Origin of the sequence: Microbacterium sp. BE35 (genome assembly GCF_031457705.1) — a bacterium.
GTDB lineage: Bacteria > Actinomycetota > Actinomycetes > Actinomycetales > Microbacteriaceae > Microbacterium > Microbacterium trichothecenolyticum.
In genome coordinates this window covers 269819-286777 of sequence record NZ_JAVDXD010000003.1, presented here as the reverse complement: position 1 = coordinate 286777, position 16959 = coordinate 269819, and the positions used below count along the sequence as shown (strand labels likewise).

Annotated in this window: 16 protein-coding genes; 4 read left to right on the top strand and 12 right to left on the bottom strand. The window is 69.3% G+C overall.

Annotated features, from left to right (window positions below; all coding sequences use genetic code 11):
• Positions 1-86: 86 nt before the first annotated feature.
• Both J2Y46_RS12680 and glgB read left to right on the top strand, forming a co-directional pair.
• A complete protein-coding gene (locus J2Y46_RS12680) occupies positions 87-2060 on the top strand; it encodes a maltotransferase domain-containing protein (protein ID WP_045297997.1) in 1974 nt (657 codons plus the stop codon).
• Entirely contained in the window at positions 2057-4234 is a 2178-nt protein-coding gene (glgB, locus tag J2Y46_RS12675) for a 1,4-alpha-glucan branching protein GlgB (RefSeq protein WP_045297873.1), read from the top strand. Before J2Y46_RS12680 ends, glgB begins: the two co-directional genes overlap by 4 nt.
• A gap of 88 nt (positions 4235-4322) precedes the next feature.
• Here glgB and J2Y46_RS12670 read toward each other — a convergent pair whose 3' ends face one another.
• A complete protein-coding gene (locus tag J2Y46_RS12670; RefSeq protein WP_310242703.1) occupies positions 4323-5267 on the bottom strand; it encodes a tetratricopeptide repeat protein in 945 nt (314 codons plus the stop codon).
• The gene (locus J2Y46_RS12665; RefSeq protein WP_310242702.1) at positions 5267-7132 is read right to left on the bottom strand and encodes a glycosyl transferase; all 1866 of its coding nucleotides are present in this window, start codon (positions 7130-7132) and stop codon (positions 5267-5269) included. Before J2Y46_RS12665 ends, J2Y46_RS12670 begins: the two co-directional genes overlap by 1 nt.
• A gap of 176 nt (positions 7133-7308) precedes the next feature.
• Here J2Y46_RS12665 and J2Y46_RS12660 point away from each other — a divergent pair, with 176 nt between their 5' ends.
• Positions 7309-8376, top strand: a complete 1068-nt coding sequence (locus J2Y46_RS12660) for an AI-2E family transporter (protein ID WP_045297875.1) — start codon at positions 7309-7311, stop codon at positions 8374-8376.
• Between the two features lie 3 nt (positions 8377-8379).
• On the opposite strand, the gene J2Y46_RS12655 is transcribed toward J2Y46_RS12660, so the two are convergent.
• The 9 genes from J2Y46_RS12655 to rpsB form a co-directional block, all read right to left on the bottom strand.
• Positions 8380-9105 (bottom strand): alpha/beta hydrolase, encoded by a 726-nt coding sequence (locus tag J2Y46_RS12655; RefSeq protein WP_310242700.1) that lies wholly within the window; start codon positions 9103-9105, stop codon positions 8380-8382.
• A 1-nt stretch (position 9106) separates the two neighbouring features.
• The gene (locus J2Y46_RS12650; protein WP_310242698.1) at positions 9107-9391 is read right to left on the bottom strand and encodes a hypothetical protein; all 285 of its coding nucleotides are present in this window, start codon (positions 9389-9391) and stop codon (positions 9107-9109) included.
• A 3-nt stretch (positions 9392-9394) separates the two neighbouring features.
• A complete protein-coding gene (locus J2Y46_RS12645; RefSeq protein WP_310242696.1) occupies positions 9395-10156 on the bottom strand; it encodes a lytic transglycosylase domain-containing protein in 762 nt (253 codons plus the stop codon).
• Positions 10157-10213: 57 nt separating this feature from the next.
• On the bottom strand, positions 10214-10777 hold the full coding sequence (locus J2Y46_RS12640) for a DivIVA domain-containing protein (RefSeq protein WP_310242694.1): 564 nt from the start codon (positions 10775-10777) through the stop codon (positions 10214-10216).
• Positions 10774-11817 (bottom strand): phosphatidate cytidylyltransferase, encoded by a 1044-nt coding sequence (locus J2Y46_RS12635; protein ID WP_045297880.1) that lies wholly within the window; start codon positions 11815-11817, stop codon positions 10774-10776. Before J2Y46_RS12635 ends, J2Y46_RS12640 begins: the two co-directional genes overlap by 4 nt.
• A gap of 9 nt (positions 11818-11826) precedes the next feature.
• Positions 11827-12381 carry a ribosome recycling factor gene (gene frr, locus J2Y46_RS12630; protein WP_045297881.1) on the bottom strand — a complete coding sequence of 185 codons (555 nt, stop codon included), beginning with the start codon at positions 12379-12381 and terminating at the stop codon, positions 11827-11829.
• 52 nt (positions 12382-12433) lie between these two features.
• Positions 12434-13153 carry a UMP kinase gene (gene pyrH / locus J2Y46_RS12625; protein ID WP_045297882.1) on the bottom strand — a complete coding sequence of 240 codons (720 nt, stop codon included), beginning with the start codon at positions 13151-13153 and terminating at the stop codon, positions 12434-12436.
• An 84-nt stretch (positions 13154-13237) separates the two neighbouring features.
• Positions 13238-14065, bottom strand: a complete 828-nt coding sequence (gene tsf, locus J2Y46_RS12620; protein ID WP_045297883.1) for a translation elongation factor Ts — start codon at positions 14063-14065, stop codon at positions 13238-13240.
• 102 nt (positions 14066-14167) lie between these two features.
• Positions 14168-15091 (bottom strand): 30S ribosomal protein S2, encoded by a 924-nt coding sequence (rpsB, locus tag J2Y46_RS12615; protein ID WP_310242692.1) that lies wholly within the window; start codon positions 15089-15091, stop codon positions 14168-14170.
• A gap of 335 nt (positions 15092-15426) precedes the next feature.
• Here rpsB and J2Y46_RS12610 point away from each other — a divergent pair, with 335 nt between their 5' ends.
• The gene (locus J2Y46_RS12610) at positions 15427-16011 is read left to right on the top strand and encodes a M23 family metallopeptidase (RefSeq protein WP_310242691.1); all 585 of its coding nucleotides are present in this window, start codon (positions 15427-15429) and stop codon (positions 16009-16011) included.
• A gap of 7 nt (positions 16012-16018) precedes the next feature.
• Here J2Y46_RS12610 and J2Y46_RS12605 read toward each other — a convergent pair whose 3' ends face one another.
• Positions 16019-16924, bottom strand: a complete 906-nt coding sequence (locus J2Y46_RS12605; protein ID WP_045297885.1) for a tyrosine recombinase XerC — start codon at positions 16922-16924, stop codon at positions 16019-16021.
• Positions 16925-16959 lie beyond the last annotated feature (35 nt).

Below are 16959 nucleotides of genomic sequence, written 5' to 3'. Positions count from 1 at the left end.
GCTCCCGCCCGTGGCGGAGCGACTCGGCACTCCCTGTCCGCAAGACCCGCGCCTGGCAGGCGGAACGCGATACCGCAGCGCGGCGCATTCCTCTCGCCCAGCCGACACCGGCGGTCCCGTGGGGCGATTACAAGCCCACGGCGTTCGCCGGCGAGGTCGTGCCGTTCGGGGTGACGTCCTTCCGCGAGGGACATGACCGCATCGGCGTGCAGGTGCGGCTGTTCTCGCCCTCGGGCGACGAATCGCTGCATCGCCTCGAGCCGCTCGAGGACGGCTTCGACCGGTGGCGAACCGAGGTGGCGCTGCTCGAGCAGGGCATCTGGCGCTTCCGATTCGAGTCGTTCGGCGACGACTTCGCCACGTGGGAGCACGCCGCATCGCTCAAGATCGCGGCGGGTGTGGATGCCCCGCTCATGCGCGAGATGGGCGCTCGCCTGTTCGAGCAGGCCGGCGCCGAGAGAGGCCGCCCTGCGGCGGAACGCCGGGCCCTCGCCGACGCGGCGGCGTCCCTGCGCAACGCCCAGCTCGACGATGCCGGGGCGCTTTCGATCGTCGAGGACCCTGCGATCGCACGGTACTTCCACGACCGGCCGGTGATGTCCCTCGTGACCATCGGCGACGATCTCGAGCTGCTCGTCGAGCGCGAGCGCGCCGGTGTCGGTGCCTGGTACGAGTTCTTCCCCAGGTCAGAAGGGGCCCGTCGCCTCAAGGACGGCACGATCAAGAGCGGCACTTTCCGCACGGCGGCCAAGCGTCTCCCAGCCGTCGCCGACATGGGCTTCGACGTGCTCTATCTGCCGCCGATCCATCCGATCGGCACGCTCAACCGCAAGGGGCCGAACAACACGCTCGACGCGGGTCCGGGCGACCCCGGCTCGCCGTGGGCGATCGGCTCGGCGGCGGGCGGCCACGACACGGTCCACCCCGACCTCGGCTCACTCGCGGACTTCCGATCCTTCGTGCGCCAAGCGCGCGACGCGGGCATCGAGATCGCGCTCGACCTCGCGCTGCAGGCCGCGCCCGACCACCCCTGGGTCGCCGAGCACCCGGAGTGGTTCACGACACTCCCCGACGGCACGATCGCCTACGCCGAGAACCCGCCCAAGAAGTACCAGGACATCTACCCGGTCAACTTCGACAACGATCCGGCAGGGATCCGCGCCGAAGTGCTGAGGGTCGTGCGTCACTGGATCGCCCAGGGCGTGCGCATTTTCCGAGTCGACAACCCGCACACCAAGCCGCTGCAGTTCTGGGAATGGCTGATCGCGACGGTCAGCGCCGACGAGCCCGACGTGGTCTTCCTCGCCGAGGCGTTCACGCGACCCGCTCCCCTGCAGAGCCTCGCGTCCGCCGGCTTCCAGCAGAGCTACACGTATTTCACCTGGCGCAACACCAAGGCGGAGCTCGAGGAGTTCCTGTCGGGACTCGCGCACGACACCTCCGCCTTCCTCCGCCCGAACCTCTTCGTCAATACCCCCGACATCCTCACGGAGTACCTGCAGTTCGGCGGAAGGGCGGCGTATCGCATCCGAGCCGCCATCGCGGCGACCGCCGCTCCCAGTTACGGCGTCTATGCGGGCTACGAGCTCTACGAGAACGTCGCTCGCCCGGGGTCCGAAGAGAACATCGACAACGAGAAGTACGAGTACAAGTTCCGGGACTGGGCCGGCGCGATCGAGCGGGGCGACTCCCTCGCTCCGTTCCTGACGCGCCTCAACGAGATCCGGCGCGCGCACCCGGCGCTGCGGCAGCTCCGCAACCTCAGCGTCCACTGGAGCGACGACGACGCGATCCTCGTCTACGCCAAGCACATCGACGCTGCGCTGTCACCTGACGGACGCAGCGACACGATCATCGTGGTCGTCAACACCGATCCCCACTCGGTGCGTCAGACGATGGTCCACCTCGACACCCGAGTGTGGGGCGTCGAGCCCGGTACGCCGTACGAGGTCGAGGACCTCGTGACCGGCGGCCGATGGACGTGGTCGGATCACAACTACGTGATGCTCGACGCGTTCACCGAACCGGTCCACATCCTCCACGTGAAGGAGCCCCGATGACGCCCACCGACCAGATCCTCGATGCTGTCGCGACGGGCTCGCACCACGATCCCCACGCGGTGCTCGGCATCCATCCCGACACGGATGCCGAGGGCACCGCGACCTGGATCGTGCGCGCCCGCCGGCCATTGGCCCGCAGCGTCACCGCGGTGTTCGCCGATGGCACTCGGGTGCCGCTCGAGCACGTGCACGCTGGGATCTGGGAGGGCACGCGCGCGGGTTCGCCGAGCCGGTACGAGCTGCTGACCACCTACCCCGACGGTCCCGACTTCACCGCCGACGACCCGTACCGTCACTCCCCCACGATCGGCGAGCTCGACCTCCACCTCATCGGCGAGGGACGCCACGAGGAGCTGTGGCGCGTGCTCGGCGCCCACGAGCGCGAGCACGACGGCTCGCTGGGCACCGCCTTCACCGTGTGGGCGCCCAACGCGCGAGCGGTGCGCGTGGTGGGCGACTTCAACGGCTGGGACGGCCAGGGGCACGCGATGCGCTCGATGGGCGCCAGCGGCGTGTGGGAGCTGTTCATCCCCGCCGTCGGCCAGGGCTCTGCCTACAAGTTCGAACTGCGCGCGCGCAACGGCGAATGGGTGCTCAAGGCCGACCCGATGGCCCGGTTCGCCGAGGTGCCGCCGGCCACCGCATCCGTCGTCGTCCAGTCCTCCTACTCGTGGGGCGACGCCGCCTGGCTGGCCGAGCGCGCCACATCGACCCCGGTGTCGCGGCCGATGGCGGTGTACGAGCTCCATCTCGGCTCGTGGCGTCAGGGGCTGTCGTACCGCGACGCCGCCGACCAGATCATCGACTACGTGAGCGCGCAGGGCTTCACCCATGTCGAGTTCCTTCCGCTCGCCGAGCACCCGTTCGGGGGGTCGTGGGGCTACCAGGTGACCGGGTACTACGCCCCGACCAGTCGGTTCGGGCACCCGGATGACCTCCGCTATCTCATCGACCGACTGCACCAAGCCGGCATCGGCGTGATCATGGACTGGGTGCCTGGCCACTTCCCGAAGGATTCCTTCGCCCTGGCCCGCTTCGACGGCGAGCCGCTGTACGAGCACGCCGACCCGCGGCGGGGTGAGCACCGCGACTGGGGTACGTACATCTTCGACTACGGTCGCAACGAGGTGCGCAACTTCCTGGTCGCGAACGCGCTGTACTGGTTCGAGGAGTTCCACGTCGACGGGCTGCGCGTGGACGCCGTGGCCTCGATGCTGTACCTCGACTACTCGCGCGAGGAAGGCGAGTGGGTGCCGAACGTGCACGGCGGCCGTGAGAACCTCGAGGCGATCCGCTTCCTGCAGGAGGTCAACGCCACGGCGTACAAGCGGTATCCCGGCATCGCGATGATCGCCGAGGAGTCGACGAGCTTCCCCGGGGTCACAGCGCCCACCAGCCGGGCCGGACTCGGTTTCGGGTTCAAATGGAACATGGGCTGGATGAACGACTCGCTCCAGTACATCAAGCGCGACCCGATCTACCGGTCTCACCACGAAGGCGAGCTGTCGTTCTCGTTCGTGTACGCGTTCAGCGAGAACTACATGCTCCCCATCAGCCACGACGAGGTCGTGCACGGCAAGGGCAGCCTCTTCTCGCGGATGCCCGGCGACCATTGGCAGAAGCTCGCGAACATGCGCGCCTTCCTCGCCTACATGTGGGGGCACCCCGGCAAGCAGCTGCTGTTCATGGGACAGGAGTTCGGCCAGCTCTCGGAGTGGTCCGAAGGCCGGTCGCTCGACTGGTGGCTGCTCGATCAGCCCACGCACGCCCAGCTTCAGCAGTTCGTGGGGGCGCTCAACCGGGTCTACCGCGAGGAGTCCGCGCTCTGGGCACGCGACAGCGACGGCGCGGCGTTCACCCGGCTGGGCGCCCCGAAGTGGAACCCGAACGTGATCGCTTTCGCCCGCAGAGACTGGCACGGCAACACGATCGTCGTCGCGGCGAACTTCTCCGGGAACCCGATCTCCTCGTACGAGCTCGACCTGCCCGAGACCGGGGTGTGGGACGAGATCCTCAACACCGATGCGCAGCTGTACGGCGGGTCGGGCGTCGGCAACCTCGGCGTGGTCCACGCAGGTGCGGGCGGGCGCGCGTCCCTCGTATTGCCGCCGCTGGCCGTCCTGTGGCTGCGCCACCGGACGGACGCACACATCCCCTCGCCGACGCAGGGCTGAGAATCCTCGGACGCGGACGAGGGCCCCGGATGCAGCATCCGGGGCCCTCGTCCGCGAAGCGGGTTCCCCCGTCAGGTGCGCGGATCGCTCAGAACAGCAGCGACGCGAGGCGGCCGCGTGCGGCGATGACGCGCGGGTCGGCGTCACCGACGAGCGCGAACAGCTCGAGCAGCCGCTCGCGCACAGGGGTGCGCTCATCAGCCGGAAGCTGGGCGAACAGATCCAGCAGGCGCCCGTAGGCGTCTTCGACGTGCCCGCCGGCGAGGTCGAGATCGGCGACCGTGAACTGCGCGGCCACGTCCTGAGGAGCGGATGCCGCGGCCGCACGGGCGGCCTGCAGATCGACACCCTGCACCCGGTCGAGCAGGCGCACCTGGCCGAGGCCGGCGCGCGCCTCGGCGTCGCGGGGGTTCTCGACGAGTGCCCGCTCGTACGCGGCGATCGCACGGGAGTAGTCGCCCTCCTCGATGGCCGCGAACGCCTCGGCGTGCAGCGGAGGAAGCGGCGGTTCAGCGGGGGCTTCCTGGGGGCCATCCCCGTCGACGGTCGCGGCTCCGGTCACGCCGTTCTGGGCGGCGAGCTGAAGGAGCTGAGCGAACACCTCGCGCACCTGCTGCTCGGGCACGGCGCCCGTGAACATCGGCACCGGCTGGCCGGCGACCAGGGCGACGACCATCGGGATCGACTGCGCGCGGAACGCCTGCGACAGCTGAGGGTTGGCGTCGACATCGACCTTGGCCAGCACGACGCGGCCGCCGAGCTCGACCACGACCTTCTCGAGGATCGGGCTCAGCTGCTTGCAGGGTCCGCACCACTCGGCCCAGAGGTCGACGACCACGGGGACGGTGCGCGACAGCTCGAGCACCTGCGGGAACGTCTCGTCGGTGACGTCCAGCACGAGCGAGGGAACCGCGACGCCGGCGCCGGCGCCGGCCGGAGCCTCCTCACCGGGCGCGGCGGGCGCCGGACGGTTGCGGAGGGAGGACAGGTCGACGGCGCCGCGCAGCGAGGCGCCCAGAGTGGGATCGGTCACTACAGAATCTTCGCATCGAGGATGTCGGACGAGTAACCGAGGAGTCGGATCTTCTCATTCGACCCGGGACCGGGCACGTAGAAGAACACCTGGTCGCTGAAGGTCGTGGCGAATCCGGTCTGCGACTGGTCGACACCGGCGAGCGTCTTGACCGTCCGGTTGTCGTTGACCTTGATCACGGCGTCCGCGTTGGTCGGCTTCACGGTGTCGATCTCGTTGATGTTCACCGCGACGATCGCACCGCTCTCGACCGTCTGCAGGGCGAACGGCGCCTGCACCCCGGCTGCGGAGCTGAACTCCAGGTTTCCGGTCGACGACGCGGTCTTGTTGAACTCCTCGAGCCGCCGCTGGCGGTCCGCCGCGATGCTGGCTCGGAGCTGATCGCCATCGGCCTCGAAGAGGTCGTAGTACTGGCTCGACTCGCCGTTGGTGATGATGTCGGCGTAGGCGGCGGCGATCTCGTCGGGCGGCAGCAGGAGGAACGGTGAGTCCGGCTCGACCTGGGGTGCGCCGATGTAGGCGGGCGCCAGATCGGGAAGCGATGTCGATGCCTCGAGGCTTCCGACATACGACAGCTTGTAGTCCGCCCACTGATCCTGCTGCGTGAGCACCATGATGCTCGACGTCTTGGATTCGTCGTCGTCCGCGACGGCGATGACCGAGCGCGGCCAGCCGTCATAGGCCTGCGGCAGGATGATCTCGAGCGGCTTGGCGAGGATCGGAGCCGGCGCCGGGTAGTCGCCGAGGGCAGCGCGCAGCTTGTAGTTGGTGTCACGCGCCGCGAGTGCCGCTCCCTCGAGGCGCGTGTCGGCGAGGTCGCCGTCCATCGCCGCGTCGGCGTCGGCAACCGTGGCGGCGATGCGGGTGAGGATGCGCTCGGCCTGGGCCTTCGTGACGGCCGGTGCCTGCTGGCCGTCAGGGGCGATGACGGTCGCGGTGGGCGACGGAGTGGGCGACGAGCCGAGCTGCGGCCACGCGTCGGCCGAGCAGCCGGAGAACAGCAGCGCCGACACAGCCACCACCGGCAGCACCGCGAACGCCCGTCGCCCGCCGCTCGAGACGGCACGGCGCGTCGGCTTCGCGCTGCTGATCACGCCCTTGTCGTCGTGATCAATCGCGATGTCGATGGGCTCGGTGACAGGCAGCGGCAGACCCTTGCGTCGCGGCCCGCGCTTGCGGCGCGCGTGACGGATGCCCAGGATGTACAGGAACACGCCGACGGCCATCAGGATGCCGCCGCCGACGATGAGCGGCCCCGCCCAGGGCGTCGACGTCTGCAGCGGCCAGGAGACCGTCACCCTGCTCGGCGCGGGAGCGGTGCCGTCCGCGGCGACGAGCACGCTCATGCTCTCGGGCAGCTGCAGCGGCGCGATCAGGAGGTCGGTCTGCTGGTACTCGTCGAGCCAGAGGTCCGATCCGACGGGGCTGCGACCGGCCGTCTCAGCCGTGGCGTCCCCGCTCGTCGTGTCGTCGGCGGCGGCGTCATCTGCTGCGGCATCCTCGGCAGGTGCTTCCGCGGTGGGATCCACGGTCGCGTCGACCTCGGGCTCGACCACCGCTGTCTCGAGACCGCCCTCGTCGTCGAGCGTGACGTGCGTATACGTCGAGTCGGAGAGCCATGCCTGCATGTCCGCTGTGCGGCCGTAGGAGGCGAAGATGTCGCCCTCGGCCTGGGCGCGCAGGGTCTGCGTGCCGGGCATCTGGTTGAGCACGGCGCCGTCGATGAGGAGATACGGAGTCTTCTCCTCGACCGAGATCGCCGTGGTCTCGGTCTTGGGTCCCTGGAAGATCGTCCGCTGGGCGATGCCCGCACCGATCATCACGGTGGCGAGCACGAACGCCGCCACGGCCCACACGAAACGCACGAAGAACACCTTTCCCGGGGCGCGCGGACATGGCGCAACCCTTCGATTCGACAGTTCAGACTAGCGAACACGACCTGTGAGGCGCGTGGGAGGCGGCATTCCCGGGGCTGAACGTCACTGATGCGTATCCTGGGCGGACAGACGAATCGACGCCATGTCGATCTGAGGGGGACCCGATGAAGCTGCACAACCCGTTCCGCACGGCGCTGCTCGCGACGTTGGGAGTCGGCCTCGGGCTGCTGCTCATCGGAAGCATCCAGAACCTCCAGACGATCCTGCTCTATGTCGGCACGGCACTCTTCCTGTCGCTGGGCCTGGATCCGATCGTGGCCTGGCTCGAACGCCGTAAGCTGCCGCGCTGGGCCGCCGTGCTCATCACGATCCTCGGCGTCCTCGCCGCGTTCGCGGGCATCATCCTCATGGTGGTCCCGATCATCGTCCAGCAGATCGGTCAGCTGGTCACGACGATTCAGGATCTGGCCGAGAAGGGCACGTTCGACGACCCCGTCGGCGCAATCCAGGACTGGCTGCACGCGGTCTTCCCTGCTTTGAACGTCGATGAGGTGTGGGGCTACATCGAGGACTGGTATGCGTCGCTCGATGTGGGCGCGATCGGCTCCGAGGTGGGCGGAAGCATCATCACCATCATGGGAGCGATCATCGCCGGGTTCGCCGGCGCGTTCATCGTTCTCATCCTCACGATCTACTTCACGGCGTCGACCCCGAGTCTGAAGCGGGCCGTCTACCAGCTCGTCCCCGCCTCCAAGCGTGCCCGCTTCATGGACCTCGGCGAGCAGATCACCGACTCGGTCGGCTACTACGTCATCGGGCAGTTCTCGCTCGGCCTGATCAACGGCGTGCTCAGCGCCATCTTCCTCACGATCATCAAGGCGCCCTTTCCTGCCGTTCTCGCAGTCATCGCGTTCTTCTTCTCGCTCATTCCCCTCGTGGGAACGCTCACCGGCTCGATCATCATCGTGTTCACGTGCCTGGTGGTGGGCTCCCCCACGACAGCCTTGATCGCCGCGATCTACTACCTGATCTACATGCAGATCGAGGCGTACGTGATCTCTCCGCGCATCATGGGACGCGCGGTGGCGGTGCCGGGCGCGGTCGTCGTGATCGCCGCCCTCGCCGGCGGATCACTGCTGGGCCTGCTCGGCGCACTCGTCGCGATCCCCGTGGCCGCCAGCATCCTGATCATCTACCGGCAGGTCGTGATCCCGCGTCAGAACGAGCGCTGACGCTCAGCCGTCCGCGGCAGGGCCGTGCCATTCGAGCGGCAGCGGCAGGGCGTCGGGGTTGACCGCCGCGACGATCTCGGTGAGCACGCGGCGGGTCTGGTTCTCCCCCACCCACAGGTGCTTGCCGCCCTCGACCGGGATCAGCACGGCCTCCGGGACGCTCGCGAAGCGCTGGGTCGCGGCATCCGGTCGAAGGTAGTCGTCGAACTCGGGGACGAGCACGATCAGGCGGCGCTCGTCGCCCGCCCACGCCGCGACCTCTTCATCGGTCGCACGGTGCAACGGCGGCGACAGCAGCACGGCGCCTTCCACGGTGTGGTCGCGACCGTACTTGAGGGCGAGCTCGGTGCCGAAGGACCAGCCCACGAGCCACGGTCGAGGGAGGCCGCGCTCGCGCACGAAGTCCATCGCCGCGGCGACGTCGAACGCCTCCGCCCGACCGCCGTCGAACGAGCCGTCACTGGTGCCCCGCGGCGAGGTCGTGCCGCGGGTGTTGAACCTCAGGACCGCAAGATCGGCGAGGGCGGGCAGGCGCCCGGCGGCCTTGCGCAGGATGTGCGAGTCCATGAAGCCGCCGGCCGTCGGAAGCGGATGCAGCGTCACGAGCGTCGCGACTGGGTCTCGGGTCTCGGGGAGGGCCAGTTCGCCGACGAGGGTCAGCCCGTCGAGCGTCTCGAGCTCGATGTCCTCGCGGCGCGCCGGCAGCAGCATCGGTCCGCGGATCTCCATGTCAGGCCACCTTCCAGCAGTGCTGATGCCAGTGCCGCCGCGCGGCGAGGTCAGCGGCGTCGCCCATCACGCCATCTGCGCGCCACGCCACCAGGTGCGCGACGCCCACGTCGATCTGACGACCGCACCCGGGGCACGTGTAAGGCTTCTGCGCCTGCGCAGCAGAGACCGGCTGCACCGTCCACTCGACACCACGGCGCATCTCGGTGCGCTTCCAGCCTGCGAGCAGGCGCTCGAACGAGTCGTCGCCGCTCGAATCGTGTCGGCGGCGGTTTGAGCGCGGCACAGCTCAGTACCAGCCTGTGCGCTGCGAGTGATCCCACGCGCCGCACGGCGAGCCGTAGCGGCCGCCGATGTAACCGAGACCCCACGCGATCTGCGTCGCGGGGTTCGTCTCCCAGTCGGCGCCGGCGCTGGCCATCTTGCTGCCTGGAAGCGCCTGCGGGATGCCGTAAGCGCCGCTGCCGGCGTTGTACGCGTTCACGCGCCAGCCGGACTCCTTCTTCCAGAGAGCGACGAGGCAGGCGAACTGGTCGTCGCCCCAGCCCCGAGCCAGCACCATGTCGTAGGCGATGGCCTGCGCGCTGCCCGGATCGGGCGTGACGAACGGTGGACGCCATCCGCCGGATGACGACGACGTGGAGGTCGACGCCTGGACGGTCGGCGTGGGCTTCGGCTTCACGTAAACCGTGTAGTTGCCGCGGTCGAGCGCCGCGGGCTCCGCATCGGCCGCAGCCTCGTCGCCGACGCGGGACTGGACGTCATCGAGCCCGCTGGCGTAGAGCGAGACCTGCGACTCGTCGTCCGCGCTCGCCTGCGCCAGCGCGAGCCCGGTCGGCCCGATGTACGCGACGACGAAACCCAGAACAGCGAAGGCGGCGAACGCGCCGACGACACCACGGCGCCGAGACCAGCGCGGAGCAGTCTTGCGGGGCGGCGAAGACGACGCCGACGGACTGGATCCTGACACCGCGACCGGCCGCGCAGACCGGGCCGCCACCTCGTGACGTCGGGCGCGTCTGGTCGGGTACAGCTCGTTTCCAGAAGTCACAGTGTCCCGATTCTCGCATACCGGCACGACGAGGTGCCATCCGCGCACCCGCGCGTCTCACTTGACGGCGAGCATCACCTCGACGACGGCATCGAGGACAGCGTCGACCTGGGTCTCACGGTAGCCCCCGCGCTGCATGCGGAACGCGACCGAGCGCACCTGTTCGACAGTGACGGAGTCCCCCGTTTCGAGGAACCGCGCGAGTTTGTCCGTGACGAGGTCGACCTCCGCGATGCGGTAGCCGTAGCGCAGCGGCGACACGCGATCGAAGCGGCGCCTGACCGGCCGGGAGAGGCGGTCCAGCACCTCCTGGGCGAGCTCGCGAGTGTGGCCGACCCACTCCCTCGCGCCCGTGGCCGCGACGGCCGACGAGCGCTCGCGGGCGGCGAAGGCATCCTCGATTCGCCCGAGTGCGGCGTCCACCGATGCGATCGCGTAGCCGTGGCGCACCAGTGGGAACGCGACCTGACGGATGTCGGCGGAGGTGAGTGCGTCGGTGCCGCGCTCGAACGACGCGCGTGCCCGGGCGAGGAACTCGTCGACAGGCTGCTTGTCGTAGCCCTTCTCGCGTCCTCGGGCCTCGGGGAAGGACGTCCGGGCGGTCGTCTCGGATGCCGTCATGATGCCACCATCGGAGTGAAGAGATAGTAGAGGGTCAGCGCCGCGACGACCGACAGCAGGATGGAGTCGAGGCGATCCAGGACGCCGCCGTGACCCGGGAGCCAGGAGCTCATGTCCTTGATCCCGAGATCGCGCTTGATCATCGATTCTCCCAGGTCGCCGACCGTCGCCGTGGCGAGGATGAGGATGCCGAACACGGCGCCCATCCACCACTCGAGGCCGAGCATGAAGAGCCCGACGAGCACGCCGGCGAGGATCGCGGCCGCAGCGGCACCCGCGAAGCCCTCCCACGTCTTCTTCGGGCTGATGCGCGGGGCCATGGGGTGTCTGCCCATCGTGATCCCCGCGGCGTACGCGCCGGTGTCGACGGCGACGGCGACGATGATGAACGACAGGACCCACCACTCGCCGCCGTCCTTCGACAGCAGCACGAGCGTGAGGCTTCCGAGGAAGGCGACGTAGAGCTGGAGGAACGTCGCGATGAGCACGTCCCCCAGCACCAGACCGTACGCGCGGCCGTCGTGCGACGCCATCTGGCCGACCAGTCGCCACACCACGACGAACGCCAGTGCGACGAACAGCAGCACCCAGTGCAGCCACGAGTCGACGAAGAACGCCGACAGCACGACCACCGCACCCGCGATGAGCTGCGGGATCAGATCGACCCGGCGACCGCTCGCGATGAGAGCCCGGGAGAACTCGAAGAGCGCGAGCAGCGCCGCCGCCAGGGCGAACGGCACGAACGCCCATTTGACGAACAGCAGCGACCCGAGCAGGACGAGCCCGATCGCGAGGCCGATGAGGATCGCGACGATCAGGTCGCGTCCCGTCCGCTCCTTGATGCGCTCGTTCGCCTCCTCGAAGTCGGCCCGCGCCTGTGCGACGTGGCCCTCCAACTCGCTGCGCGCCGCGCGCAGGTGAGACTGCAGTGCGGGGCCCGTGTCAGGGGTCTCGGCGGCACGGCGTGCCTCGCCGGCCTCGCGCCGCGTCTGCGGTGAGGCGGGCTGGTCGCTCCGCGGCGGGTCGGATGCGTCGGTCATCGGCGGACCTCAGACCTCGAGGAGCTCGGCCTCTTTGCGCTTGAGCGCCTCGTCGATGGCGTCGACGTGCGCGCGCGTGAGCGCGTCGAGCTCCTTCTCGCCGCGAGCGAGCTCGTCCTCGCCGACCTCGCCCTTCAGCGCGTCGATGTCGTCCTTCGCCTTGCGGCGGATGCCGCGCACGTGCACCTTCGCGTCCTCGCCCTTGGTCCGCGTGAGCTTCACGTACTCCTTGCGGCGTTCCTCGGTGAGCTCGGGCATCGTGACGCGCACGAGGTTTCCGTCGTTCGTCGGGTTCACGCCGAGGTTCGGGATGTCACGGATCGCCTGTTCGATCGCCTTCAGCGCCGACTTGTCGTAAGGCGTGATGAGGAGCGTGCGCGCCTCCGGATTGTTGATCGACGCGAGCTGCGCGAGCGGCGTCGGGCTGCCGTAGTAGTCGACGAGGACCTTCTGGAACAGCTGCGGGTTCGCGCGTCCGGTGCGCACCGTGGCGAAGTCCTCCTTCGCTGCCTCGACGGCGCGGTCCATGCGCACTCCGGCATCGGCCAAGACGTCCGCGATCACAGTGTCTCCTTCGCGTAGATGGGGCTGGTCAAGTCTATCGACGCGGGGCGGATCACGCCGTGACCAGCGTGCCGATGGTGTCGCCCAGCAGGGCCTTCGTCACGTTGCCCGCGGGCTCCATGCCGAACACACGCATGTCCATGCGGTTGTCCATGCAGAGGCTGAACGCGGTCGAGTCGACGACCTTGAGACCGCGCTGCAGCGCGTCGAGATACGTGATGCGATCGATCAGGGTGGCCGAGGCATCCTTCTTCGGGTCCGCGGTGTACACGCCGTCGACGCCGTTCTTCGCGACAAGCACCTCTTGCGCGTCGATCTCGAGAGCACGCTGGGCGGCGACCGTGTCGGTGGAGAAGTACGGCAGACCGGCGCCGGCGCCGAAGATGACCACGCGGCCCTTCTCCATGTGCCGCTCCGCGCGACGGGGGATGTAGGGCTCGGCGACCTGCGTCATCGAGATCGCGGACTGAACGCGCGTCGCGGCGCCCGCCTGCTCGAGGAAGTCCTGCAGGGCGAGGGCGTTCATGACGGTGCCCAGCATGCCCATGTAGTCGGCGCGGCCACGGTCCATGCCGCGCTGGCTGAGTTCGGCGCCGCGGAAGAAGTTGCCGCCGCCGACGACGATCGCGATCTCGACGCGGTCGACGGCGGCCGCGATCTCCTGGGCTATCTGGCTGACCACGTCGGGGTTCACACCCAGCTGGCCTCCGCCGAACGCTTCGCCGGACAGCTTCAGAAGGACGCGGCGGCGCCCGGTGTTCTCGTTGATCACTGTGGTCCTCTCGTCTACGACAAACTACCGAAGGGCATGAGAAAAGGCCCGCATCGGCTTGCCGATGCGGGCCTTCTCAGAAGGTCAGGCTCCGACCTTGTAGCGGGCGAAGCCCGTCAGGGTCAGACCGGCGTCCTTCGCGACCTGCGCGACCGACTGCTTGTTGTCCTTCGCGTAGTCCTGGTCGAGCAGCGAGACCTGCTTGAAGAACGCGTTCACGCGGCCCTCGACGATCTTCGGGAGGGCGGCCTCCGGCTTGCCCTCGTTGCGGGAGATCTCGGTGACGATCTCGCGCTCCTTCTCGACCTCGGCCTCGGGGACCTCGTCGCGCGACAGGTACGACGGGTTCGCGAACGAGATGTGCTGGGCGAGGCTGCGAGCCGTCTCGGCGTCGTCGCCCGAGTAGGCGAGGACGACGCCGACCTGCGGCGGCAGGTCCTTGCTGGTCTTGTGGAGGTAGATCTCGAACTTGTCGCCCGAGAGCGTGCTCACGCGACGCAGTTCGACCTTCTCGCCGATGATCGCGGCCTCGTCCGAGATGAGCTCGGCGACCGTCTGGCTGCCGGCGGGCGCGGCGAGGGCAGCCTCGGCCGAGTCTGCGTGCGCGGCGGCCGCGGCGTCGAGAACCTTCTCCGCAAGGGCGATGAAGCGGTCGTTCTTCGCGACGAAGTCGGTCTCGGTGTTGAGCTCGATGATCGTGACCTGACCGTCGACCTCCTTGGCCGCGACCAGCCCCTCGCTCGTGGAGCGGTCGGCGCGCTTGGCGTTGCCCTTCGCGCCCTTGAGGCGGAGGATCTCGACGGCCTTCTCGAGGTCGCCGTCGGCCTCCTCGAGCGCCTTCTTGGTGTCGACCATGCCCGTGCCGAGCTGCTCGCGCAGCGTCTTGATGTCGGCGATCGTGAAGTTTGCCATGGGTGGCGGCTCCTTGAATTGGTGAGTTCTGTGGATGCCTCGGCGGGACCGTCCGGACCGTTCGATCAGGGCGATCCCGCCGGGGCGGAGTGTGTGTGAGCCTTACTCGGCTTCGGTCGCCTCAGCGGCCTCAGCGGCGTCAGCGGCCTCGGGGGCGTCAGCGGCCTCGGCGGCTTCGACAGCCTCCGCGGCCTCGGCGCCTGCCTCGTCGGCGGCCGACTCGGTCGCGGCGGTCTCGACCTCGGCGACATCGGTCACGACCGGCGCGCCCTGCTCGAGCAGCTCGCGCTCCCAATCGGCGAGGGGCTCCGCGTCAGCGGTCTCGTCGGTGGGCTGGTGGCGCTGGATCAGGCCCTCGGCGGCCGCGTCGGCGATGATGCGCGTGAGCAGGCCCACCGAGCGGATCGCGTCGTCGTTGCCGGGGATCGGGTACTGGAACTCGTCCGGGTCGGCGTTGGTGTCGAGGATGCCGATCACCGGGATGCCGAGCTTGGACGCCTCGTCGATCGCGAGGTGCTCGCGCTTGGCGTCGACGACCCAGATGGCCGAGGGGGTCTTCTGGAGGTTGCGGATACCGCCGAGCGACTTGTGCAGCTTGTCGAGCTCGCGCTTCTTCAGCAGGAGCTCCTTCTTGGTGAAGCCGCTTGCAGCCGGGTCCTCGAAGTCGAGCTCCTCGAGCTCCTTCATGCGCGCGAGGCGCTTGGACACGGTCGAGAAGTTGGTGAGCAGACCGCCCAGCCAGCGCTGGTTGACGTAGGGCTGGCCCACGCGGGTCGCCTGCTCGGCGATGACTTCCTGCGCCTGCTTCTTGGTGCCGACGAAGAGGATGGTGCCGCCGTGCGCGACGGTCTCCTTGACGAACTCGTACGCCTTGTCGATGTACGTGAGCGACTGCTGGAGGTCGATGATGTGGATGCCCGAGCGCTCCGTGAGGATGAAGCGCTTGACCTTCGGGTTCCACCGGCGGGTCTGGTGTCCGAAGTGGACGCCGCTGTCGAGCAGCTGGCGAATGGTGACGACGGCCATGGCCGTTCTCCTGTTCCGGCGCGTGCGCGCCTGTTGCGGTTGTTCTCGCGCCGGCTCGTGGCCGGCGTGGCCTGGTGCCCGGCTCATTCCCGCCTCGCGCTCGCTCGCAAGCGTCCGCAAGGACCGTTGGGGATGGATGCCGCGCCGCGCCCTTCGTCAGACTCGGGGCTAGCGGCGCTATGGGCACGCGGAGTCACCCCGGCATGCGGAGTGCGCACTCAGTGTATCAGGAGCGGCCGGGCGGCTCCTCCTCCCCCGGCGACCGAACGCGAGTCTTCTCCACAGGTGTCGGTGCCACCGATCCGCGGATTCGCCAGGAGGGACACGGTGGGATCGTGACGCGGCCCGTTCTCACCCGCAAAGGCGGATCCCGTCGCGGGTCGCGCCGCCGCGCCCTCGGCGCGATCACCCTCAGTATCCTTCTCGCGGTCGCGCCCACCTCTGCAGCGCCTGCCACCGTCGTCGCGGAGCCCGAGCACCTGCCGGTCGTCGACGGCGGAACGGTGACGCTCACGCGGGACTGGACCTGGCCGGTGCACCCGTTCCGGCTGGTGCGCCCCTTCGTCGCACCGCCGCACGAGTACGGTCCGGGCCATCGGGGAATCGACCTGCTGCCCGCGGGCGACGGCGTGGTGCGCGCCCCGGCACCCGGCGTGGTCGCGTTCTCCGGGCAGGTCGCAGGGCGCGGGGTGATCACTGTGGATCATGGCGACGGCCTGGTGTCGACATTCGAGCCGGTCGACCCCGGGCTCGCGGCCGGGACGCGGGTTGAAAGTTCCATTCCACTGGGCACGATCTCGGTCGGAGGACACGCCGAGCCCGGCGCCGTGCATCTCGGCGTGCGGCTCGACGGCGTCTACATCAACCCGCTCGTGCTCCTGGGCGGGGTGCCGCGGGCGGTGCTCCTGCCCTGCTGCTAGCCGGTCTTCAGGCCCGCGGGTGCGCGAGGCGGTAGGAGGCCGCCAGCCGCTCGCTGGAGACGTGCGTGTAGATCTGCGTGGTCCCGAGGCTCGCATGGCCCAGCATCTCCTGGACGGCGCGGAGGTCTGCGCCACCGTCGAGGAGGTGGGTCGCGGCCGAGTGACGTAGCGCGTGCGGTCCGACCTGCGCCCCGAGCTCGGGTCCGAGTTCGCGCGACACGAGGTCGTACACCGCGCGCGCGCCGATCCGTCCGCCCCGCGCGCCCAGGAACAGGGCCGGGCAGGGCGCGTCGTCCGCGCGTCTGGCGAGGAGGGACGGCCGACCGCGCACGATGTAGGCGTCGACAGCCCGCAGCGCCGGCCACCCGAATGGCACGATCCTCTCCTTCGACCCCTTCCCGAGGACGCGAGCGGTGCGTCGGTCGCGATCGAGGTCGTCGACGTCGAGCCCGCAGAGTTCGGAGACGCGCATCGCAGCTGCGTACAGCAGCTCGACAATGGCGTGATCGCGCAGCGCGATCGGATCGCCCTCCACCGCGGCCGATGCCAGCCGATCCAGCACCCCGCTCAGGGTGTCGGCTGTCGCGACTCTGGGAAGTGTCTTGCCCCGCTTCGGGGCGACGAGGCGAAGGCTCGGGTCGGACGGGATCGCGCCCGACTCGGTCGCCCAGGCGAAGAGGCCCCGGACCGCCGCGGTTCGCCGCGCTATCGTGGCGCGGCTGTCGCCGCGCTGGACGGCGTGCCACAGCCAGTCGCGGAGGTTCTCGAGATCGACCGCGGCGAGTTCGATGTCTCCGCAGGCGGCGGCAAGTCCCTCGAGGTCGGAGCGGTAGGCCCGCACCGTCGCGGGAGACAGGCGGCGCACGTCCGCAAGGTGGCGCAGGTAGACCGCGGCTCCCTCGTGGATGTCCATGCCTCCAGCTTGCGCCCGCCGGCGCACGCGGCGGT